Source organism: Alcanivorax sp. P2S70 (genome assembly GCF_000475295.1).
GTDB classification, from domain to species: domain Bacteria; phylum Pseudomonadota; class Gammaproteobacteria; order Pseudomonadales; family Alcanivoracaceae; genus Alcanivorax; species Alcanivorax profundi.
In genome coordinates this window covers 125,565-148,611 of sequence record NZ_AXBZ01000007.1, presented here as the reverse complement: position 1 = coordinate 148,611, position 23,047 = coordinate 125,565, and the positions used below count along the sequence as shown (strand labels likewise).

The 23,047-nt window shown below is 58.2% G+C and carries 21 protein-coding genes; all 21 read right to left on the bottom strand.

The window, feature by feature from the left end; translation table 11 throughout:
- Positions 1–84: 84 nt before the first annotated feature.
- Entirely contained in the window at positions 85–990 is a 906-nt protein-coding gene (locus Q672_RS20515; RefSeq protein ID WP_022984294.1) for a cation diffusion facilitator family transporter, read from the bottom strand.
- Positions 991–1,010: 20 nt separating this feature from the next.
- Entirely contained in the window at positions 1,011–1,796 is a 786-nt protein-coding gene (locus Q672_RS20510) for a peptidoglycan DD-metalloendopeptidase family protein (protein WP_022984293.1), read from the bottom strand.
- A gap of 19 nt (positions 1,797–1,815) precedes the next feature.
- Positions 1,816–2,727 (bottom strand): DUF368 domain-containing protein, encoded by a 912-nt coding sequence (locus tag Q672_RS20505; protein ID WP_022984292.1) that lies wholly within the window; start codon positions 2,725–2,727, stop codon positions 1,816–1,818.
- 228 nt (positions 2,728–2,955) lie between these two features.
- Positions 2,956–3,618: a protein-L-isoaspartate(D-aspartate) O-methyltransferase gene (locus Q672_RS20500; protein ID WP_022984291.1), complete on the bottom strand. Its 663-nt coding sequence runs from the start codon at positions 3,616–3,618 to the stop codon at positions 2,956–2,958.
- A 14-nt stretch (positions 3,619–3,632) separates the two neighbouring features.
- The gene (gene truD / locus Q672_RS20495) at positions 3,633–4,661 is read right to left on the bottom strand and encodes a tRNA pseudouridine(13) synthase TruD (RefSeq protein WP_022984290.1); all 1,029 of its coding nucleotides are present in this window, start codon (positions 4,659–4,661) and stop codon (positions 3,633–3,635) included.
- Complete coding sequence (gene ispF, locus Q672_RS20490; protein WP_031225982.1) at positions 4,658–5,131, bottom strand: 2-C-methyl-D-erythritol 2,4-cyclodiphosphate synthase; 474 nt, start codon at positions 5,129–5,131, stop codon at positions 4,658–4,660. The genes truD and ispF overlap by 4 nt, the downstream gene beginning before the upstream one ends.
- A 5-nt stretch (positions 5,132–5,136) precedes the next feature.
- Positions 5,137–5,844 carry a 2-C-methyl-D-erythritol 4-phosphate cytidylyltransferase gene (gene ispD / locus Q672_RS20485; RefSeq protein WP_031225980.1) on the bottom strand — a complete coding sequence of 236 codons (708 nt, stop codon included), beginning with the start codon at positions 5,842–5,844 and terminating at the stop codon, positions 5,137–5,139.
- Positions 5,841–6,203: an FtsB family cell division protein gene (locus tag Q672_RS20480; RefSeq protein ID WP_022984287.1), complete on the bottom strand. Its 363-nt coding sequence runs from the start codon at positions 6,201–6,203 to the stop codon at positions 5,841–5,843. Before Q672_RS20480 ends, ispD begins: the two co-directional genes overlap by 4 nt.
- Before the next feature lie 6 nt (positions 6,204–6,209).
- Entirely contained in the window at positions 6,210–7,502 is a 1,293-nt protein-coding gene (gene eno, locus Q672_RS20475) for a phosphopyruvate hydratase (protein WP_022984286.1), read from the bottom strand.
- Positions 7,503–7,522: 20 nt separating this feature from the next.
- Positions 7,523–8,371: a 3-deoxy-8-phosphooctulonate synthase gene (gene kdsA / locus Q672_RS20470; protein WP_022984285.1), complete on the bottom strand. Its 849-nt coding sequence runs from the start codon at positions 8,369–8,371 to the stop codon at positions 7,523–7,525.
- A 24-nt stretch (positions 8,372–8,395) separates the two neighbouring features.
- The gene (locus Q672_RS20465; RefSeq protein ID WP_022984284.1) at positions 8,396–10,024 is read right to left on the bottom strand and encodes a CTP synthase; all 1,629 of its coding nucleotides are present in this window, start codon (positions 10,022–10,024) and stop codon (positions 8,396–8,398) included.
- Positions 10,025–10,309: 285 nt separating this feature from the next.
- Positions 10,310–12,217 (bottom strand): RecQ family ATP-dependent DNA helicase, encoded by a 1,908-nt coding sequence (locus Q672_RS20460; protein ID WP_035481696.1) that lies wholly within the window; start codon positions 12,215–12,217, stop codon positions 10,310–10,312.
- Between the two features lie 109 nt (positions 12,218–12,326).
- Positions 12,327–13,619: a tRNA lysidine(34) synthetase TilS gene (gene tilS / locus Q672_RS20455; RefSeq protein WP_022984282.1), complete on the bottom strand. Its 1,293-nt coding sequence runs from the start codon at positions 13,617–13,619 to the stop codon at positions 12,327–12,329.
- Between the two features lie 2 nt (positions 13,620–13,621).
- Positions 13,622–14,593, bottom strand: coding sequence for an acetyl-CoA carboxylase carboxyltransferase subunit alpha (locus Q672_RS20450; protein ID WP_022984281.1), 972 nt, complete (start codon positions 14,591–14,593; stop codon positions 13,622–13,624).
- A gap of 286 nt (positions 14,594–14,879) precedes the next feature.
- Positions 14,880–18,398 carry a DNA polymerase III subunit alpha gene (dnaE, locus tag Q672_RS20445; protein WP_022984280.1) on the bottom strand — a complete coding sequence of 1,173 codons (3,519 nt, stop codon included), beginning with the start codon at positions 18,396–18,398 and terminating at the stop codon, positions 14,880–14,882.
- Positions 18,395–19,039: a ribonuclease HII gene (gene rnhB / locus Q672_RS20440; RefSeq protein ID WP_022984279.1), complete on the bottom strand. Its 645-nt coding sequence runs from the start codon at positions 19,037–19,039 to the stop codon at positions 18,395–18,397. The genes dnaE and rnhB overlap by 4 nt, the downstream gene beginning before the upstream one ends.
- Positions 19,036–20,193 carry a lipid-A-disaccharide synthase gene (gene lpxB / locus Q672_RS20435; RefSeq protein ID WP_022984278.1) on the bottom strand — a complete coding sequence of 386 codons (1,158 nt, stop codon included), beginning with the start codon at positions 20,191–20,193 and terminating at the stop codon, positions 19,036–19,038. Before lpxB ends, rnhB begins: the two co-directional genes overlap by 4 nt.
- 1 nt (position 20,194) lies before the next feature.
- Complete coding sequence (gene lpxA, locus Q672_RS20430; RefSeq protein WP_022984277.1) at positions 20,195–20,962, bottom strand: acyl-ACP--UDP-N-acetylglucosamine O-acyltransferase; 768 nt, start codon at positions 20,960–20,962, stop codon at positions 20,195–20,197.
- Positions 20,963–21,054: 92 nt separating this feature from the next.
- On the bottom strand, positions 21,055–21,495 hold the full coding sequence (gene fabZ / locus Q672_RS20425) for a 3-hydroxyacyl-ACP dehydratase FabZ (protein WP_022984276.1): 441 nt from the start codon (positions 21,493–21,495) through the stop codon (positions 21,055–21,057).
- 36 nt (positions 21,496–21,531) lie between these two features.
- Positions 21,532–22,545, bottom strand: a complete 1,014-nt coding sequence (gene lpxD, locus Q672_RS20420) for a UDP-3-O-(3-hydroxymyristoyl)glucosamine N-acyltransferase (protein ID WP_022984275.1) — start codon at positions 22,543–22,545, stop codon at positions 21,532–21,534.
- Complete coding sequence (locus Q672_RS20415) at positions 22,545–23,045, bottom strand: OmpH family outer membrane protein (protein WP_022984274.1); 501 nt, start codon at positions 23,043–23,045, stop codon at positions 22,545–22,547. Before Q672_RS20415 ends, lpxD begins: the two co-directional genes overlap by 1 nt.
- Positions 23,046–23,047 lie beyond the last annotated feature (2 nt).

Sequence of the window (23,047 nt, the reverse complement as noted above, 5' to 3'; positions counted from 1 at the left end):
CCACTTGAATACAATATGTTTACCTGACACTGCGAGTTGACCGCACAGCACAACATTCGCACAGAGCGTGTCTACTGCTGTGGATCAGTCCCCTTCCACAGGGACCCGATCCCCTACGGCGACAGGGTCCTGGTGGATAATCACATCAGCATTCGGAAACGCACTGACGATATCGTCCTGTATCTGGCAAACCAGCGTATGGGCCTGCCTCAGGGTCAGGGTTTCATCCAGGTCAACGTGCAGCTGAATAAAACTGGTTCGACCGGACTGCCGGGTACGCAAGTCGTGAAATCCCAATGCCTGCGGATGAGAGGACACAATGGCAGCAATCCGGGTACGGACATCATCGGGCATTTCCCGATCCAGCAATAACTGGCACGCATCCCAGGCGATACGCCATGCGCTGAACAGGATAAAAATCGCGATTACAAGCCCAACCGATCCGTCCAGCCACAACCAGCCAAGCTGGCTCAGGGCCAGCACCGCAATGATCCCCACATTGACCGCCAGGTCTGACAGATAGTGCAGCGAATCTGCCTCAATCGCCGTAGAGCCCGTCTCGCGGACCACATATTTCTGGATCAGCAGAAGCCCGAATGTCAGCACGATGGAGAACACCATCACCGCAATGCCAACGCCGCTCTGTTCTATCGGAGAGGGTTCGAGGAGCTTCAGTACTGATTGATGGATCAGAAACAGCGACGATGCCGCAATAAACAGCGCTTGCCCCAGCCCGGCAAGCGCTTCCGCCTTACCATGACCGAAACGGTGTTCGTTATCCGCAGGCACCAGGGAATAGCGGATCGCAAAGAAATTGATCAAGGACGCCAGCGAGTCCATGACAGAGTCCACCAGTGAGGCCAGCAGACTTACCGAACCTGTCAACAACCAGGCCACCGTTTTCGCAGCAATCAACATCAGTGCGGTCAGCACCGAGGCAGCCGCGGCCATATGCAACAAGCGGTGCTCGCGGGGAGTATCCTTGGCCATTTCCTTGGACTCGGGTCGGGTTATTGTTTTGGAAGATACTGCATGGGATCCACCGGCTTGCCGTCCTTGCGGATTTCGAAATGCAGCTGGGTACGGAAAGTCCCACTGGAGCCCATGGTCGCCACCTGCTGTCCCGCTTTTACCGTATCGCCTTCCTTCACCAGCATCTTGTCGTTGTGTGCATAGGCACTCAACCAGCGCTCACTGTGTTTGATAATCAGCAGATTGCCATAACCGGTCAGGCCACTGCCCCGGTAAACAACACGCCCATCGGCGGCGGCAACCACCGGACTGTTATGGCGTCCTGAAATGGCAATGCCCTTTCGACCGGAGCTGGCATTGGAAAACCGCTCAACGACACTGCCGCTGGCAGGCCAGCGCCAGGTAACCGGGCCAGCCACTGGTGTACCTGAAGATGGCGCCGGGGAAGCCGTCGATGACGGTTTCGGGGCGGGTTTGACCGCCGGAGAAGGCTTGGCAGCCGGTGCGGGCTTGCTGGCTGATGACGGTTTGCTCGACGTCACCGGGGCCGTGGCTGACGATGACGCCAGCGCCAATGAAATACGCTGCCCCGGATAAATGGTATAGGGCGCCGGGATGCGGTTGGCCTTGGCCAGCTCCCGATAATCCCAACCATAGCGCCAGGCAATGGAATACAGGGTCTCACCTTCACGCACATGGTGAGTCCCGGAAGTGACCTTGCGCTGCCTGGCATCCTGCCCATAGATATCGACCACAGGCGCAAAATTCTTCGCGCTGCAGCCGCTCATCAGGACCAGAAACAGGATTGCCGCAATACCACGCATCAGTTCGGGAAGATGTCCTCTATTGCCGACGGGAATCCGCATTGTGCAGCGGTGCCAGCCGGTGCAGTAATGCAACCAGAATGATCGCGATCACTGCGGTACACAACGATAACAGCAGCCGGGCGTCTTCACCGGTCGCTGCCGCATAACCCGCCGGGCTGAACCACTGGTCGTTCAATCCGCTGGCATCCGCGACCCGCCACGGCCACAGCTTTACCAGGGAGCCAGCCATAAAACCCGCCAATAACGCCATCACGGTGTCATGGAAGCGCTGCAGAGTCCATTTGAGCACATGGACAAAACTCAACAAGCCCAGACCACACCCGACAAGGAACGCAGCCAGCAACGCCCACTGCCCATTCTTTACAGCTTCAAGGACCGGCTGGTACATGCCCAGTAAAAGAAGGATAAAACTGCCCGAAATGCCGGGCAGAATCATGGCGCAGATCGCTAACATACCGCTCAAGAAGAACACGGTAGCGCCAGCACCATCGGCCGATACCCCCGGTGCAAGCGCAATCAGCACCGCAATGGCCGTGCCGGCACAAAAGGCCGCAATCTGCACAGGGCCACGTTGCGTTAGCGGGTACAGCACCAGGAAGATACTGGCAACGATCAACCCGCTGAAAAACGCCCATACAGGAACAGGGTGTGCTTCAAGCAACCAGGTAATGACCCGTGCCAACAAGGCAATGCTGGTAAAAATGCCGGCCAGCAGCGTCAGCAAAAACGTGAAATTACCCTGCTGCCAGGCTGCCACGAAGCCTTCCCGTCGCCACACACCCAACAGACGTGGGGTGATTCCCCCCAGGGTATTGATCAGCTCTTCGTAGATGCCAGTGATCAGCGCCAGCGTGCCACCGGATACGCCGGGCACCACATCCGCGGCCCCCATGGCCATGCCACGAAAGAAAATACCGGGTCGAATCATCACTGTCCTCTTACATAACGCGGCATGCTGCAGCGGCTTAACACTGCTTTTTATTGTCAAACGGCTTTGACCTCAACGAGGCGATTTGGTTGAAAGTTCAAAGTTGAAATGCGCATAACACCAATCGTGTTCTGGAACGTCTTATCCGCGCTTCACGGATTCGGACGTTGAGTTAACCTGGCAGGTCACGACAAGCAAACTCGCGCTTTTCAATTTTTAACTTTCAACTCATCTCATCACACCACGCTGGAAGGGGACAAAGCGCACCGCATCCAGTGACTGGCGATGAAACTCGTCGCCGTCACGATCCACGACCGTCAGAATCTGCTTGCGATCGTCCCCGACCGGCATGACCAAACGACCGCCGTCGGCCAGTTGATCGAGTAACTCCCGGGGGATATCGGCCCGTGCACAGGCCGCCAGAATGCCATCAAACGGGGCCTCGCTTTTCCAGCCGAAGCCCCCATCGGCGTGCTTAAGCTGTACCTTGGCAAGCCCCAGTCGCAACAAGCGCTTGCGTGCCTGATCCTGTAAGGGTCGGATACGCTCAACGGAATAAAGTTCATCACAATACGGTGCCAGAACCGCAGTTTGATAACCGCAACCGGTACCGATTTCGAGAATTTTGCGACGTCGATCACCGGCCATCAACAACTCGGTCATCCGTGCGACGACCCAGGGCTGGGAAATGGTTTGCCCGTGGCCAATGGGCAGGGCGGTATCGTCATAAGCCTGATGTGCCAGGGCTTCTTCGATAAAAAGATGGCGGGGTGTATTGCGAATGGTATCCAGAATTCGCTCATCCTGAATACCGGCATCCCGAAGCCGCTGCACCAGACGATCCCGGGTCCGTGCAGAGGTCATACCGATGCCGCTAAGTTGGATATCCATGCTGTACTTCGTTTCTATGCAGTCGGATCCTGTGAGCGGATCAACTCTGCCATGACTGTCGTAGCAAAAGCGCCTGTGGGTAGCACAAAGGCCAACTCCAGGCAGTCTTCCCCTTCCCTTTCCTGCCGCCAGGACCATTGCAAATCCCGTACCGGCAACCGTGTCGCCCGGCGTGCTTCCTCCACGCCTTCGCGACACAACCCCTCAATCACCGACTCGAAGGGCGCTAACACCTGCTGTTCAAGATCGCGACAAGGGCCAGATGATGCCATGCCCGGCACGCCCGGCAAAGGGGCGGTGGGATGCACCTCTGCCTCGGCAACACGGCGCCCCGCATCACTGTCCTCGTCGGCACGGAACAGTCCCCGGCTACCTTCCGGTTGCAACAGATCCCCTTCTAGCACCTGATTCCACACGCCACGTGTCACCCGCTCAGCGAGCACCCGGTTAAACAGGTCACTGCGAACCGCAGACAGCCAAAGGCCGCGCAAGGACTTCTTGCGTGGCGCTTCTCCGCCACTCAGCCATTCACTGCCACGTACCAGATTGCCCGCCCCACGGCCGAAGCGCTGCTCGCCAAAGTAATTAGGGACCCCTGCCGCCATGATGGCCTGCAGCCGCTGCTCAACGGCCGCCCGTTCCCCCGAGAATCTCGTGGCCCTGATCACGAAAGCGTTGGCCCGATGGGTGCCCCGGTTGAGCTTGCGGCGATGCCGGGCGGAATCACACAAACGCAGCCCCTCTGGCCAGCTGAAGGCCGGGTCTGCCTTGCCAGGAAGATGCAGGCTGAACCACTGGCGGGTAATCGCATGCTTGTCCTTCAAGCCACTGTAGCCCACCGACAGGCGATGGACGCCTGCGGATTTCGCCAACCACATGGCCACATCTTCCGTATTCCAGCCGGTTTTCTCGATATGCAGCCACAGGTGCTCGCCGTCACCCTCCGGCTGGACATGCATGACCTCAAAGACCTGAAAATCTGCCGGGATTGCCTTCAGCGTAGCCTCGGCAACAGGGCCGCCATGGGCACAGGGGAGGCTCACCGGGACTCGATCAGCACCGCCGCCTGTACGGCGATGCCTTCCTTGCGACCGGTGAAGCCCAGCTTTTCGGTGGTGGTTGCCTTTACGGAAACCTGATCGATAGTGCAGTCGAGAATGTCAGCAATGCGCTGGCGCATGGGGGTAATGTGCGGCGCCAGCTTCGGGGCCTGGCAGATGATGGTCAGGTCGGCATTACCGAGCTGCCAGCCTGCCTTGAGGAGGTCCGCATAGATCGCCTTTAGCAGCGTGGCCGAATCGGCACCTTTCCATTGCGGATCCGTATCGGGGAAGTAGTGACCAATATCCCCCAGGGCCAATGCCCCCAACAAGGCATCAGCAAGGGCGTGGAGAGCCACATCCCCATCCGAATGGGCTTTCAGCCCCTGATTATGAGGGATGGCAAGCCCGCACAGCATGACATGGTCACCCGGCTCAAAGGCATGAACATCAAAACCCTGACCTATTCGCAATGCCACTACTGTTCTCCGGTTTCAAACTGACGGGCAAGATAGAACCGGGCAAGCGGCAAATCTTCGGGCACGGTGATCTTGATATTGTCACTCTGCCCCGCCACCAGTCGCGGCCGGCCGCCCTGTCGCTCGATGGCTGAGGCCTCATCCGTGACCCCGTCCAGGTCAGCGCTCAAGGCCTCATAAAGCCGGGCAGCAGGAAACAGCTGTGGAGTCAGCGCTCGCCAGATCCGCTCGCGATCCACGGTAGAATCAATGTGCAGGTCCTCTCCAGACTGCTTGATGGTATCCACCACCGGCAAGGCCAGAATCGCCCCCTGTTCGTCACATTGCTCCATCAGCGCCTGAATATCGGAAAGGCGCACCAGGGGACGGGCCATGTCATGCACCAGTACCCAAGCCTCTTCGCCCCCATCCATTAGCGCCTGAGCCACCCCGTTCCGCACCGACTCGGCACGGGTCTTACCCCCTGCAACGGTTGAAACCCGACGGTGAGAGGCGACCGGCAAGGTCGGCCACCAGGGGTCCTGGGAGGACACCGAGACGATGACGCTGTCGATGGGAGAAAACGACAACAAACGCCCCAGGGTATGCTCGGCAAGTGTCTTGCCGGCCAACGTAAGGTACTGCTTGGGAATGCCCGCCTTCATGCGCTCGCCCACGCCTGCAGCGGGCACGACGGCATAGACAGGGCCACGGATAACAGGATTCACTCGCTGCCCCGAGGTTGTTCAAGAATCAGGAAAAAGGTTTCACCGTCGCGGATCATACCCAGATCCTTGCGGGCGATTTCTTCCACCGCTTCCGTGCCTTGCTTGAGATCGTTGACGTCGGCGGCCATCAGGCGGTTTCGTTCTACCAACTTGGCATTGGCCCGTTTCAGGGTGGCGACATCCTTCTCCAGCATGGCCACATGGCGGAGACTGCCCTCACCAAACCACAGCCGCGCCTGCAACCCCAAAAACACCAGGGCCAGCAACGCCAGAGCCACCTGCCGCGCGGGAGACAGTTTGAATGCCTCCCGCTTGCTGGTGCCGCTGGTCTGTGCGTTGCTGGCCCGGGTGCCTGGCATGGTCAGTTAACCGAGGAACTTGAACTCTTTACGGCCATGATAGGCAACACGGCCCAGTTCCTGCTCGATGCGGATCAGGCGGTTGTACTTGGCCACACGATCGGAACGGCACAGGGAACCAGTCTTGATCTGACCAGCGGCAGTCGCCACCGCCAGGTCGGCAATAGTGCTGTCTGCGGTTTCACCACTACGGTGGGAAATCACGGCGGTATAACCCGCATCCTTGGCCATCTTGATGGCTTCCAGAGTCTCGGTCAGAGAGCCGATCTGGTTGAACTTGATCAGGATGGAGTTGGCCACCCCTTCATCGATGCCCTTCTTGAGGATCTTGGTGTTGGTCACAAACAGATCATCACCAACCAGCTGCACCTTGTTGCCCAGCTTCTCGGTCAGGATCTTCCAACCTTCCCAGTCCGACTCGTCCATACCGTCTTCGATAGAGATGATCGGGTAACGGTCACACAGTTCGGCCAGGTAATCCGCAAACTCCGCAGAGGTCATGCTGCGGCCTTCGCCGGCCAGCACGTATTTGCCGTCCTTGTAGAATTCGCTGGAGGCGCAGTCCAGAGCCAGGGTAACGTCTTCACCCGCCTTGTAGCCCGCGATCTCGATGGCTTCCATGATGGCTTCCAGCGCCGCTTCGTTGCTGGGCAGGTCGGGGGCAAAGCCGCCTTCATCGCCAACGGCGGTGTTCAGACCACGCTTCTTCAGTACCCCTTTCAGGGCATGGAAGATTTCTGCGCCGTAACGGATCGCTTCTGCCACCGTGGAGGCACCTACCGGCTGCACCATGAATTCCTGGATATCCACGTTGTTGTCGGCGTGCTCACCACCGTTGATGATGTTCATCATCGGTACCGGCAAGGAATATTCGTTGTCATCATCCTGCAGGTCGGAAATGTACTCGTACAACGGCTTGCCCTGATCCGCTGCCGCGGCCTTGGCCACTGCCAGAGAAACGGCCAGAATAGCGTTGGCGCCCAGCTTGCCTTTGTTCTCGGTGCCATCGGCATCGATCATGGCCTGGTCAATACCTTTCTGGTCAGACGCTTCCTTGCCGATCAGCAGCTCGCGAATGTCGGAATTCACATTGCCAACTGCCTTGGTAACCCCCTTGCCCAGATAACGACTCTTGTCGCCATCACGCAGCTCCAGCGCTTCTCGGGAGCCGGTAGAGGCACCGCTGGGAGCACAGGCACTGCCGCTGGCACCAGACTCAAGGATTACATCGGCTTCAATGGTCGGGTTGCCGCGGGAATCGAGGATTTCGCGGGCTTTGATGTCAACGATCTTGGACATGACAGACAGTCTCTCTTAACTCAGTTGTTTTCAAAGGCAGGCAGTGCCTTGACGGTATTATCCAGGGTTTGCATCTGTGCCAGGAATGGCTCCAGGCGGTCCAGTCGCAGGGCGCAAGGGCCATCGCATTTAGCGTTATCCGGGTCAGGGTGCGCTTCGAGGAACAAGCCTGCAATGCCCTGGCTGATCCCGGCACGACCCAGCTCGGCTACCTGGGCACGCCGACCATCCGCACTGTCAGCACGACCACCCGGTTTTTGCAACGCGTGAGTCACATCGAAAAAGACCGGGTAATTGAACTGCTTCATGATGCCGAAGCCCAGCATGTCAACCACAAGGTTGTTATATCCAAAGCTGGAACCGCGCTCACACAAGATCAGCTGGTCGTTCCCGGCATCTTCACACTTGTGGAGGATATGCCCCATCTCGTGGGGGGCCAGAAACTGCGGTTTCTTGATATTGATGATGGCATTGGTTTTCGCCATGGCCACTACCAGATCTGTTTGCCGTGCCAGAAAAGCTGGCAGCTGGATAATGTCGGCCACTTCCGCCACCGGTGCTGCCTGATAGGGCTCATGCACGTCGGTGATGACCGGGCAGTTGAAGGTCTTTTTCACTTCCTCAAAGATCTTCAACCCTTCTTCCATACCGGGGCCACGGTAGGAACTCAGCGAAGAGCGGTTAGCCTTGTCAAAACTGGCCTTGAATACCCACGCAATCCCCAGCTTGCTGGTGACTTCGGCGTAAGCTTCTGCCACCTGCATAGCCAGATCACGGGATTCCAGCACATTCATGCCACCAAACAGTGCCATGGGTTTATGGTTGGCAAATTCCAGTCCGCCGAGGCGAATAGTTTTCTGATCCGTCACAGGACACGACTCCTTGTGCGCGACTTAATTAGCGGCCTTTTGCGACAAAGCCGCCGCCACATACCCCTTGAACAAACCATGGCCATCACGCGGGGTGGAAGTGAATTCAGGGTGGAACTGACACGCCACAAACCACGGGTGATCCGCCACTTCGATAACTTCTACCAACTCACCGTCGTGAGAACGGCCTACGATCTGCAGTCCTGCCGCCTCCAGCTGCGGCAGATAGTTGTTATTCACCTCATAACGGTGGCGATGGCGCTCGACGATTTCTGTCGTGCCATAACAATTTGCTGCCCGGCTTCCTGCTTCAAGAATACATTCCTGCCCACCCAGACGCATGGTGCCGCCCAGATCAGAGTCGGCAGAGCGCTGTACCTTGTGACCATCTTCTGTGGTCCACTCGGTGATCAGGCCAACCACCGGGTCCGGTGTAGCCGGGTTCAGCTCGGAAGAATGCGCCTTTTCAATACCCGCCACATGACGAGCGTATTCGATGACAGCCAATTGCATGCCAAGACAGATTCCCAGATACGGCACCTTGTTCTCGCGAGCATACCGAATCGCGGCAATCTTGCCCTCCGTACCCCGGTCACCGAAACCGCCGGGCACCAGAATGGCATCCAGGCTATCCAGAACACCGGTGCCGTCACGTTCAATATCCTCTGCATCCAGATACAGGATATTGACCTTGGCACGGTTGCTGATGCCGGCATGGGTCAGAGCCTCGTTGAGAGACTTGTAGGCATCCACCAGCTCGATGTACTTGCCCACCATGCCGATGGTGACTTCCTGTTCGGGATTGAGCTGGGCTTCAACCACACGGTCCCACTCGCCCAGATCCGGCTCAGGAAGATCCAGACCAAACTTGTCCACCACAATCGCATCCAGGCCTTGCTCGTGCATGCCACGGGGGACCTGATAGATGGTCTTGCAGTCTGGAGAGGAGATCACCGCCCGCGCTTCCACATTGGTGAACAGGGCGATCTTCTCACGGGCGCTCTGCGGGATCGGGTCGTCGGCACGACACACCAGAATGTCTGGCTGCAGGCCAATGGAGCGCAGCTCTTTCACTGAGTGCTGGGTGGGTTTGGTCTTGATCTCCCCGGCAGTGGCGATGTACGGCACCAGGGTAAGATGCACCAGCAAGGAATGGCTCGAACCCAGCTCGACACGCATCTGACGTGCCGCCTCCAGGAAAGGCAGGGATTCAATATCCCCGGCGGTGCCACCGATTTCCACGATGGCCACATCGGCATCCCCTGCCCCTTCACGAATCTTGAGCTTGATCTCGTCAGTGATGTGGGGGATCACCTGCACGGTGGCCCCCAGGTATTCGCCGCGGCGTTCCTTATCCAGAACATCCTGATAGACACGCCCCGTGGTGAAACTGTTACGACGGCTCAGGCGAGTCCGGATAAAACGCTCGTAGTGCCCCAGATCCAGGTCGGTTTCAGCACCGTCCTCGGTCACGAACACCTCACCATGCTGATAGGGGCTCATCGTGCCCGGATCCACATTGATGTAGGGATCCATTTTGATCAGGGTGACGTTAAGACCGCGAGCTTCCAGGAGGGTGGCCAGGGACGCAGAGGTGATCCCCTTGCCCAGAGATGACACCACGCCGCCTGTGACAAAGATGAAACGAGACATGCACTCACCAGTGAATAGTGGGTTGGTAACGCCTTCAGCAAGTGTGTACTGGCCCAATAAAAAAAACACCCTGCACGTTCAGCAACGGGCAAGGGCTTTTCTTGGTACGGATTGGCCAGCGACGCAAATGGTGAATGAACACCTGAAAATTCAGGGGCTTGCGCTACATCAGGACGGGAGAAAATATTAACAGAACCGCCCTGCCGCCTCAATCAGGAATCTGCATTACAGAACAATAAATCCTCCCGCCGAGAGTGCCAGCCCGAAACACTGGCCACAGCGAGGTCAGCCACAACACCGCAGCACCTCGACGAACGGCGTATCCACCAAGGCCCCAAAGGCAGGATGCCGCGCCAGCCGGGCACGGCTCGAGCGAGGACTGCTAATACCACACAGGAAACGGGCCAGCTGGCGAGCAGAGAGCAGCGCCTCATGCCCTTCGGCCTGCAGCGTCCTTACCAGGCTGGCATCTGGCTGTCCGACAAGCCGCTTGGGGAGCATCACTGCCTGCCCCTGACACCCGCTACATTGTCCACAGGGCGCCGCCAAGGCCTCACCAAAGTAACGAACCAGGGATTGCTGGTAACACCCGGAACCGCAGACCCACTGACAAACCCGGTGTAGCCGTTGAATATCCCGCTCTTCCCGCGATACAAATTGACTATTCATGCGGGCAATCAGTGAATCCGGTGAGGCGGGTTTGTCCACTATGCGATAACCCTGGCGCACACCGGCAACCCGCAGTTCAACCATTCCCTGCTGCTCCAGATACCCCAGCGCGTTGATAATCCGTGTGCGATCTGCCGCCAGACGGCGGGATGCATCTGCGGGCGTCAGCGTTAACCAGGTTCGCCCCTGTTTTCCAGTGGCAAACAGCTGCTCAAGAAAGGCCGCCCGCTCTTCATTGAAACTCGCCAGAATCTGATCCCGGGGCACCTGAAAGCCCACCTTGTATTCCGTGTAAAACGGCGCCGTTGCCCGAATCACACCCTCAAGCTCCAGATAGGTCAGCAAGGTATTGATCACCAGCGGGCGCACATCGAATTGCCAGGAAAGCTCATGCACAGACAAATCAAAACGGTCGGGTTGTTGCAGCAGCCAACGAATCAGCCCATCCAGAGCCTGCGGGTCAGGGGTATCGCCATAACTGAAATTTTCCAGCACCGTCAGGTCATCGGAGCTGGCCAGCAGCAGGCATCGCGAAGACTTGCCGTCACGCCCGGCTCGTCCAATTTCCTGCATATAGTTTTCCAGGGATTTGGGTAGGTTATAGTGATAGATACCCCGGATATCGGCCTTGTCGATCCCCATCCCGAACGCAATAGTTGCCACAACGACCTTGACGGCCCCCGCCATGAAAGCTTCCTGCACCCCATGGCGGTCCTCATCTTTTAGCCCGGCATGATACGCCTTAGCCACCAGCCCCTGACTCTCCAGAAACGCCGCCACCTTCTCGGCGGTTTTCTGCAAGGTCACATAAACAATGGCAGACTCCTCCCCCCGTGCCCTTAGTGCGTCGAGTAGAGCCTTGTCTCGATCAGCAGCAGGCGTCGGCCTCAACTCGAGTGAGAGATTGGGGCGAAAGAACCCGGTCTGGACATGATCTTCTGGCGCGATGGCAAAGCTGTCTCGAATCTGCTCTGCCACCTGAGGGGTCGCAGTGGCAGTCAGGGCCAGCACCCTCCCCACCTGAAGCGTCGTCGCCAGCTGCGCCAGTTTCAGGTAGTCCGGCCGAAAGTTATGCCCCCATTCCGACACGCAATGGGCTTCATCCACCGCCATCATGCTGATATTCATGCTGCGCAGCCGGGCCAGAAAACGCTCGTTGGCGAGTCGCTCTGGTGCCACATATAAAAGCTTGATATCGCCGCTCTCCAACCCCTGATAAATCGCCTGTAACTGTTCCGCATCGACACTGGAATCCAGCCGCGCCGCAGCAATACCCAGAGCATTGAGTTGATCCACCTGATCTTTCATCAGCGCGATCAGCGGCGACACCACCAGAGTCACACCCTCCAGCATCAGGGCGGGTAACTGGTAACAGAGACTCTTGCCGCCGCCGGTGGGAAATACTGCCAGCGCCGATCGGCCCGCGAGCAATGCCTGAATTACCTCCTGCTGTCCGGGGCGAAAGCCCTGAAGACCAAAGGGGCGCTGCAACAGCGACTGGGGGTCATGCATCGTTATATCCATGGAAGGCGCCAGAATTGAGCAACAGAGTGTGGCAGGACACTTCATCGGATGCGATACGCACAGCGCTCGAGAGGGTGTCAGCCAAAGCAGATCGGCGTTGTAGGCGAACTCAGGGGGACGCCGGAGTCAGAAACCACGGCTGCGCCTGCTCAACAGGCAGGCCATCTGCCAGACCGCAGCCAGGAACGCTCAAGACCGCCCCGTCACGGCACAGCAAAGGCCATTGGCGCCGCTGCCATGGCGGTACGCCAGCCGCCCGCCACAGCTCCTTGATCTGTTGGTGCATGCCGTTGCGGCGCAATGTCATTGCCCCCATGAGCGGCTGCACCGTCAGGTCACCAGGCGGGCGCAGTACGGCAATGGCATGATGGCTCTGCTCTTTCGACCACTGCCAGTTGGGGATATCCGGCGGCACCGCCCCCTCATGCCAGACCGCCTCACCCTGCCAGGGCGCAAAGTGAGAGCGGCGCCCGAAATACAAGGCACCACGATATAGCCGCAAGGCGTTGTCACCCCATTCTACCTTGCCCTGACTATCCTCCAGCGCGGCCTGCAATAGCCGTATTTGTTCCAGCACCGCTGCACTGGGAGCGCCAGCGCCCAAGCCGACTAACCACCAGCGCAACAGGTTACGCTGTCGCGCTGTCGTCAGCGCCGCCAGACCTCTCAGGGGCAACACCACGCCCTGTACGCCCGCCTCCACAGCATCCGCTTTTGCCACTTCTTCCAGGAGTTCTGCCGCTTCAGCCATGTGTTCAGCCGTCCGTGACAGGGTGGCATCCGCCCCGGGCCAGCGTTCGCGTAACGCGGGCACGATACGGTGTCGCAGGTAATTGCGTCGATGGTGTTGATCACCATTACTGGGATCCTCCTGCCACTGAATGCCACTCTCTTCAGCCCAGCTCTCCAGTGTCGCCCGACCGATGGCCAGCAAGGGGCGCCACAGGGGCACGCCCTCTCGCCCGCTTCGCTCCCGCATGGCAGAGAGGCCCTGCACCCCAGCTCCTCGCAGCAATCGGAACAGCAGGGTCTCCGCCTGATCATCACGATGATGGGCAGTGACCAGCGTCGCCTGCCGCGCAGAGGCCATCGGCAACAGCGCTCCGTAACGGGCATCTCGCGCCCCGGCCTCCAGTCCTTCAGCGGGGTCTACACAAACCTGGGCGAGCGCAAAGGGAACGCCGTATTCCTCGACCTGCCGTTGGCAGAATCGGGCCCAATCGCCACTTTGCTCCTGTAACTGGTGGTCGACATGCACTACCGCCAGGCGCGGGGCAAGCCCGGCCTGGACCAGAAGATGAAGAAGAAGGGAGGAATCGAGCCCGCCGCTGAGAGCCAGCAGCAAAGGCCCGGGAGGTGCCTGCTCTGCCAAATGACGGCAGAACGCGGCCTGGTCATTCATGGTTACTCGTCAGCGGACTCACTGGTGAAATTACCGTAGCTCATCAGGCGATCATAGCGGCGCTCGACCAGCGCATCCGTGTCCATGCTGCCCAGGGTTTCCAGCTGGCGCACCAGTGACTTGCGAATGCTTTCGGCAGCCATGTCGTGATCGCGGTGGGCGCCTCCCAGAGGCTCCTTGATCACTTCATCCACAATGCCCAGTTCGTGCAGTCGCCCAGCAGTCAGGCCCATGGCTTCCGCCGCTTCCGGAGCCTTGTCGGCGCTGCGCCACAGGATAGAGGCACAACCTTCCGGCGAAATCACCGAATAGGTAGAGAATTCCAGCATCTGCAGGTGGTCGCAAACGCCAATGGCCAGCGCACCACCGGAGCCCCCCTCACCAATCACCGTGGCAATAATCGGGGTTTTCAGCTGCGACATGACTCGCAGGTTACGGGCAATGGCTTCGGACTGGCCGCGCTCTTCGGCATCAATCCCCGGGAACGCACCCGGGGTATCAATGAACGTCAGGATCGGCATGTGGAAACGCTCGGCCATTTCCATCAGCCGCAGGGCCTTGCGGTAACCCTCCGGCTTGGGCATGCCAAAGTTACGGCGGACCTTTTCCTTTACCTCGCGCCCTTTCTGGTGACCGATCACCATGACGGGCTGATCATTCAGACGCGTGATGCCGCCCACGATCGCCGGATCGTCGGCGAAGGCCCGGTCGCCATGCAGCTCATCAAATTCGCCAAACACCCGCTTGACGTAATCGAGCATGTAGGGACGGCGGGGATGACGGGAGATCTGTGAAATCTGCCAGGACGACAAGTTGCGGAAAATGGATTCCGTCAGCGTGATGCTCTTTTCCTGGAGTTTGGCAACCTCTTCAGAGATGTTGACCTCACTGCCGCTGCCCACCAGCCGCAATTCCTCGATTTTCGCTTCCAGGTCTGCGATAGGTTGTTCAAATTCGAGGAAATTCGGGTTCATAGTCGAGCCTGTATCATAAATGGGTACTGCCGCAGCCTGTTTCCCTGGCTCCGACACCTTTCAGCCTGCACAAGTGTAGCGGCAACCGGCCGAAAAGGTCGAGACGTGGTCGCGGGACGAAGGTTGCAAACTGTTTCAACAGGAGAAGCAGCATGCAGCACGTTATGCAACACGGACAATATCCGCTTTCTTCGCCCTCAGTGCCCCCCTGGAGACATGAGGTCACCATGCCCTCCAGGCATTCGGTGATTCGTCCTTCGTTGTCGCGTGAAGTGGGGCGTGCCCCTCAATACTCCACCCGAACCGCCTGATCCCCGAATTGCAGCCGCAGCTCTTCTACCAGGGAATCATGGGGGCTGATTTTCCACTCATCCCCCAGCCAGAAACTGGCCGCCGCCACCGGATGGTCCAGATCCAGCAGGACCGGGGTACTGCCCCCCTGATACGGAGACAGGGTCTGCTGCAGCCGGTTGGGGGTTTCCTCTGTTACCGGTACCGCCACGCGCAGGCGACGGGCAAACGCTTCCCGGGCCTGACGCATATCCATGACTTCGTCAGCAACCAGATTGAAGCCGCCGGTGTATTCATCGCTGCGTACCCCGCCCTTGAAAATCAGCAGGGCATCTTTCTGGACCAGATCGCCAAATTGAGCAAAGGTCTTGCCAAAGACAGAGACCTCTACCCGCCCGGTTTTATCATCCAGCGTGACAAAAGCCATCCGCTCGCCGCTGCGCTTGCTGCGGGTAATCCTTAATGCGACCACCAGGCCGGCAACCATGGCCGCCTCGCCTTTGGCCGTAGGCTGCAACGAATTCAGACGCGCAGAGACAAACTGCCGTACTTCCGTTTCGTACTGATCGATGGGGTGACCTGTCAGGAACAATCCCAGGGTATCCCGCTCGCCGTTGAGTCGGGTGTCATCGTTCCAGTTGCGGGCCAGCTTCCACTCGACTGCGGTAGCCGGGCTTTCGTCCACCGCCCCAAACATGTCGATCATGCCGGCCGCTTCATTGCGCGCGTCCTGATCGGCCGCCGCAATGGCATCTGGCAGCGTGGCAAGGATGGACGCACGATCATGGAAGCTGTCGCCGTCTTCCGCTGACGAAGGCCCGAGTTTGTCCAGCACACCGGCACGCACCATGGCCTCCAGCGAGCGGCGATTGATTTTCTTCAGGTCGATACGACGGCAGAAATCGAACAGGTCCCTGAATTCCCCCTTGCCGTCATCCCGTGCGGCAACGATGGCATCAATAGGGCCTTCACCCAGGCCCTTGATGGCACCAAGGCCATACACGATGTCGCCCTCCGGGTTCACCGTGAAGCGGTAACCACAGGAGTTCACATCCGGCGGCAACACCTTGAGCCCCATGGTCTTGCACTCATCGATGAAGGTCACCACCTTGTCGGTGTTCTGCATATCCGCAGAGATGGTGGCGGCCATGAATTCCGCAGGATAGTGCACCTTCAGCCAGGCCGTCTGGTAGGCCACCAACGCATAGGCCGCCGAGTGGGATTTGTTAAAACCGTAGCCGGCGAATTTTTCCACCAGATCGAAGATCTTCATCGCCAGGGTCGGGTCCACACCCTGCCCTTTGGCCCCTTCCTCGAAAATGGCCCGCTGTTTGGCCATCTCCTCCGGTTTCTTCTTGCCCATGGCGCGGCGCAGCATGTCGGCGCCCCCGAGGGTATAGCCGGCCAGCACCTGGGCAATCTGCATCACCTGCTCCTGATACAGGATCACCCCGTAGGAGGGTTTCAGGATCGGCTCAAGCCACTCGTGTTGGTATTGAGGGTCAGGGTAAGCCAACGGCTCACGGCCGTGCTTACGGTTAACAAAGTTGTCCACCATTCCTGATTCCAGTGGGCCCGGTCGATACAGGGCCACCAGAGCGATAATGTCTTCAAATACGTCAGGCTTGAGCTTCTTGATCAGCTCTTTCATGCCCTGACTTTCAAGCTGGAAGACCGCCGTGGTATCACCACGCTTGAGCAGGTCAAAGCTGCCACTATCGTCCAGCGGGATATGATCGATGACCAGATCGTCCTGCCCTTCCCGCTGACGCTTCACATTGGCGGCCTTCACGGCCCAGTCGATGATCGTCAGGGTCTTCAGACCCAGGAAGTCGAACTTCACCAGCCCGGCCGCTTCCACATCATCCTTGTCGTACTGGGTCACCAGATTGGTGCCATCTTCTTCACAGTATAACGGTGCGAAATCTGTGAGCTTGCCAGGGGCAATCACCACGCCCCCCGCATGCTTGCCCACGTTACGGGTCAGCCCTTCCAGCTTGCGGGCCATCTCCCAGATTTCGTTGGCAGAGTCCTTATCGGAATTCTCATCGCTTTCGAGAAACTCCCGCAGGGTTTCTTCCTGTTCCAGCGCCTTGGCCAGGGTCATGCCCGGAATGCCGGGGATCATCTTGGAGAGCCGATCCGCGAGGCCGTAGGGCTTGCCTTGTACCCGTGCCACATCGCGCACCACCGCCTTGGCCGCCATGGTGCCGAAGGTAATGATCTGGCTCACCGCATCACGGCCGTATTTGTCGGCCACGTAATTGATGACCCGGTCCCGCTTCTCCATGCAGAAATCCACATCGAAGTCAGGCATCGAGACCCGTTCCGGGTTCAGGAATCGTTCGAAAAGCAGGTCGTAACCAATGGGATCGAGATCGGTAATATTCAGGGCATAGGCCACCAGCGAGCCCGCACCGGAGCCCCGCCCAGGCCCGACCGGGACTTCATTGTCCTTACCCCACTGGATAAAGTCGGCAACGATGAGGAAGTAACCCGGAAACCCCATCTGATTGATGATATCCAGCTCGAACTTGAGGCGGTCATCGTATTCCTTGCGCTTGCTGGCATATTCCGGATCAGTTTCATCCAGCAGCACCTTCAAGCGCGCTTCGAGCCCTTCCCGGGACACCTGCTCGAAGTACTGCTCGATGGTCATGCCATCAGGAATCGGAAAGTCCGGCAGAAAGTTCTCGCCCAGGCGGATATCGAGGGTACAACGCCGGGCAATCTCTACGGAGTTTTCCAGTGCCTCGGGCAAGTCCGAGAACAACGCCAGCATTTCCTCTTCGGATTTCAGGTACTGCTCTTCCGAATACTTCTTCGGTCTGCGTGGGTCATCAAGAGTATTGCCATCGTGGATACAGACCCGGGCTTCATGAGCCTCGAAATCCTCACGGCGGATAAACCGCACATCGTTGGTGGCCACCACGGGAATCCCCAGCTGGCCGGCCAGCGCTACCGTGGCATGGAGACAGTCTTCATCACCGGGCCGAGAGGTTCGCTGAACCTCCAGATAAAAACGGTCACCAAACAGGGACGCCAGCCAGCTGGCCTGCTGGGCAGCAAGATCATTTTTCTCTGCCAGCAGCAACTGGCCGATTTCGCCCTGACTGGCAGCAGAAAGAACAATCAGGCCTTCGCTCAGCTCGGCCAGCCACTCCGCCTTGACCAGGGCCCGTCCCCGATCCTGGTTGGTCTGCCAGGCGCGGCTGATCAGCAAGGTCAGGTTCTGGTATCCCGCTTCGTTCAGGGCAAGAAAAGACAGATAGGCGGGCTCTTCCAGATGGGTGCTCTCAACCCACAGATCCGCCCCCATGATCGGTTTAACACCGGCTCCCATGGCCGCCTTGTAGAATTTGATCAACGCAAACAGGTTGGAATCATCCGTCACTGCCACAGCCGGCATGGACTGGCTACCACAGGCCTTGATCAACTCCTTGACGCGCACCACCCCATCCAGCAGGGAATAATCGGTGTGCAGGCGCAAATGGACAAAACGCGGTTCGCTCAAAACAACTTCCCTTGTGCAATAGCGGCAGACACCGGGCCAAAGGAGCGTCGATGCTCGGCCAGGGCGCCATGTTCGTTCAGGGCGGCAAGGTGCACCTTGGTGGGGTAACCCTTGTGGCGATCGAATCCGTACTGGGGATACTGTTCGTGGAGTTGCTGCATCTCCCGGTCCCGGGCCACCTTGGCCAGAATGGATGCGGCTGAAATCGCAGGGACACGCCCGTCCCCTTTTACCACGGCCTCCGCCGGGCAGCCGAAAACCGGAACCCGGTTACCGTCCACCAGCACTGCGCCGACGTCAAGGGGGAGCGCCGCCACAGCCCGTTGCATGGCCAGCATGGTGGCATGCAGGATATTGATCTGATCAATTTCTGCCGGTTCAGCTCGCCCCAACGCCCAACACAGCGCCTTCGATTTGATCTCATATTCCAGCTGCAAGCGCTTCTTTTCAGTCAGTTTTTTGGAATCCGCCAGACCCTCAATGGGCTGGGCGGGATCCAGAATGACCGCCGCGGTCACCACCGCACCAACCAGTGGCCCCCTGCCGACTTCATCGACACCCGCGACCCGCATTCCCGGCTGCCACTGGAAACGCGATGGGATAAAAGGGTCATCCTGTGCGTATTCAGCAAAGGGGTTCACGGCGTACGCTCCAGCAAGGCGCTGACGGCCTCGGCCGCCTTTTCACTGGCCCCACCACGTAATTGCTGATGAACCGCCTGGAAGCGCGATATCAGCGCCCTCGCCTTGTCAGGATTATCCAGCCAGTGTCCAACCGACGCCACGATGGCATCCGTGGTCAACCCGTCCTGTATCAGTTCCGGGACCATCTCTTCACGGCACAGCAGGTTTGGCAGTGAGACAAATTCGCTTTTCACCAGCCGGCTGGCAATGGCAAAAGTTACCGCGCCAACCCGATACCCCACGACCATGGGTTTGCCGACAAGTAAGCCTTCCAGGGTTGCCGTTCCGGATGCCATCAGGATCACATCCGCTGCGGCCATCACCGTTCGGCTCTCGCCATCAATCACTGTGACCGGTAACCCGGGGTGGCCAGCAAGCAACGCTTCGATCTGCTCCCTGCGCGCCGCATTGGCTGCGGGCACGACAAATTGCAGCGCCGGTCTCTGACGATTCAGCACCACCATGGCGTCGAGGAATGCAGGCATCAGCTGACCGACTTCTCCGCCCCGGCTGCCGGGCAGCACAGCCACCGTGGTCGCATCCGCCTCCAGGCAGAGTTGACGACGAGCCGCCGCAGAGTCGGTTTCCAGTGGTACTCGATCCGCCAGGGGGTGCCCTACAAATGCCACAGGCACCTGGTGTTCTTCGTAGAAACGCGCTTCAAATGGCAGCAGACAGAGCATCAGGTCGATACTCTTTTTAATGCCCTTGATGCGGCCTTGCCGCCAGGCCCAAACCGAAGGGCTCACATAGTGAACCGTCTTGAGCCCCCGGTCATGCAGGCGCCGGGCAATGGGTAAGGTAAAGTCAGGGGAATCAATCCCAATGACCACATCAGGCTTTTCGCGCAGCAGAAATCTGACCAGTTGCTTGCGCAGACGGAGCAGCTCGGGAAGGTGGGAGAGCACCTCGGTGATACCCATCACCGAGAGCTTTTCCATGGGGAACAGGCTTTCGAGACCTGCCGCCGCCATCTCCTGGCCACCCACACCGATAAAGCGGGCACCAGGATAACGAGCCTGCAGGGACTGCATCAGGCCAGCGCCCAGAATATCGCCGGAGGCCTCTCCGGCGATCAGGGCAATCAACGGAGCATCCATGCGCTGGCCCATATCAGCGAGTGATGCCGCGTTCCGAAGCCTTGAGGGAATCGATCAGGATTTGCAGCTCACTGGAAGATGGCAGCGCTTCCAGCTCGGTCAGGGCCTGCTCCAGAGTCAGCCCCTGACGGTACAGCAACTTGTATGCCTGTCGCAGGCTGGCGATCACCTCTTTGGACCAGCCACGGCGCTTCATGCCTTCAAAATTCATGCTACGGGCGGAAGCAGGGTTACCTGACACCATGATGTACGCAGGAATATCCTTGAGCACCAGCGAACAGCCAGAAGTCATGGCGTAAGAGCCGATCTTGCAGAACTGGTGCACCCCCGTCATGCCGCCGAGGATAACGCCATTGCCTACCTGGGCGTGACCCGCGATGGAAGCATTGTTGGCAAAAATACAATCGTCGCCCACGATGCAGTCATGGGCCACGTGCACATACGCCATCAACAGGTTGCGGCTGCCGATTTTGGTCAGGGAATTATCCTGAATGGTGCCACGGTGGATCGTCACCGATTCCCGGATGATGTTGTCATCGCCGATTTCCAGGCGGGTAGGCTCACCCTTGTATTTCTTGTCCTGGCAATCTTCCCCGACAGAGGCAAACTGAAAGATGTGGTTGTTCTTGCCAATGGTGGTCGGTCCCTTGATCACCACATGGGAGGCAATAACGGTACCGGCCCCGATGGTGACATCAGGGCCGATAATGGAATACGGGCCGACCTGCACATCCTCTGCAAGCTCCGCGGCCGGATCAATAATCGCGGTCGGATGAATCATTATGGTTTCACTTGTTCTTGAGGGTTAGTCAGCCAAGTATACGTTACTGGGCCGCTCGAACCGACCGTTAGTTTAACGGCAGGAACCGGCGATCAGGTACGGTGTTCAGCAACCAGCATTTCGGTGCTGGCTACCGTCTTGCCATTCACCTGGGCTTCGCAGACAAACTTCAGAATGTTGCGTTTTGTCGTAACGTGCTCGGCAAACAGATGCAGGGTGTCGCCAGGCAGAACCTGGCGTTTGAAACGCGTCTTGTCGGTGCCTACCAGCAGATAATTGAATCCATCCGCCGGTTTCTTGTTCTCCGTGACAAAGCCGAGGATACCTGCGGCCTGAGCCATGGACTCGATGATCAGTACACCCGGCATGATCGGCTCATGAGGGAAGTGCCCGTTAAAGAACGGCTCGTTGATCGTCACATTCTTGATCGCTTCCACGCGCTTGCCAGGCTCGAGATTCAGCACCCGGTCAACCAGCAAAAAAGGGTAACGGTGGGGCAGGTATTCCCTGACCTCAAGGATATCCATCATCATGATGTGTTCCACACAGAGAGGCTGCCTGGGCAGCCGTTAATCGTCGCTAAAGCGTTCCAGTTTGCGTACGCGGCGGGCGAGTTCATCCAGCTTTCGGAAACGGGCCACATTCTTGCGATAACGGGTCTGTTCATCTGCCGGCAAGGCAGAGCCATAGGTGCCTGGGCGGGTGATCGAACTGGACACCAGTGTCATGCCCAACACCTGCACCTTGTCGCAAATCTCAATATGGCCAGAAACGCCAACAGCTCCACCGAGCATGCAGTAGGAGCCAATCTTCGATGAGCCGGCAATCCCTACCTTGCCGGCGAGGGCGGTATGCTCACCAATCACCACATTATGGGCGACCTGAATCTGATTATCGAGAATAGCGCCATTACCGATCACAGTATCCTCGATGGCACCACGATCGACCGTGGTGCCACTGCCGATTTCCACATCGGCACCAATGCGCACGCCGCCAACCTGATGAATTTTGGTCCAGCCAGCGCCATTGAACGCAAAGCCGAAACCGTCGCCACCAAGTACACAATTAGCGTGTATGATAGTGCGCGGACCCAAGGTCACACCATGGTAAATTGTAACATTTGGCCAGATCCGGCACTGGTCGCCAATCACGGAACCGGCGCCCACAACGCTATTAGCCATGATGATAGCGCCCTTCCCCACCTGGACCTCAGCATCGATCACCACATTGGGTCCAATACTGGCCGATTCATCCACCCGGGCAGAGGGGTCAATCACGGCAGAAGCATGGATTCCTGAAGCAGGACTGGGGGCTTTGTCAAAAAAGGCACTGGCCTGAGCAAAACACAGGTAGGGATCCTTGACGATTAACGCCGCCACCGGACAGAAGGCTTTCTGCTCCTCGGTGATTAATACCGCCGCAGCCCCGGTTTTCTCCATGAAACTACGGTAGCGAGGGTTCGCAAGAAACGTCAGCTGTGAGGCTGTGGCGGACTGGATTGTGCCCAGCCCATCCACTGGCTGATCAGGATCCCCTACCAGCTCGGCACCAAGTTTTTCAGCCAGCTTGCCAAGGGTCAGCATTATTTCATCTTGTTCAGTTGATCACGAACAGCATCGGTTACATCAATAGCATCATCACCGACAAATACCGCAGCTTGAGCATTCAGCACCAGGTCCAGTTTCTGCTTCTTGGCCACTTGTTCAATGGCTTCCTGAAACTTGGGCCCCATCTCTTCCATCACTTCACGCTCAGTCGCTTGGGCGCGGCTCTGCAGTTTACGCTGCAAGGACTGGATCTCGATCATTTTCTGCTGACCTTTGGTACGCAACTCTTCCTGCTGATCGGCAGACATGGTCATACCTTCCTTTTCCAGCTTGCTGCGCAAATCCTGAACTTCCTTGCCCAGCTTTTGGAGTTTGGCTTCATCAGCACCCAACTCATTCTCAAGCGCGGACATGCGCTGCTTGACCAAAGCCGTTTCCTGCAGGGCTTTGAGCGGGTAAACGATACCGATACTGGTTTCGGCGATAGCCAGGGTTGGCAGCAGCATGGCAAAAGCAATCAGGCTTTTTTTCATCATTA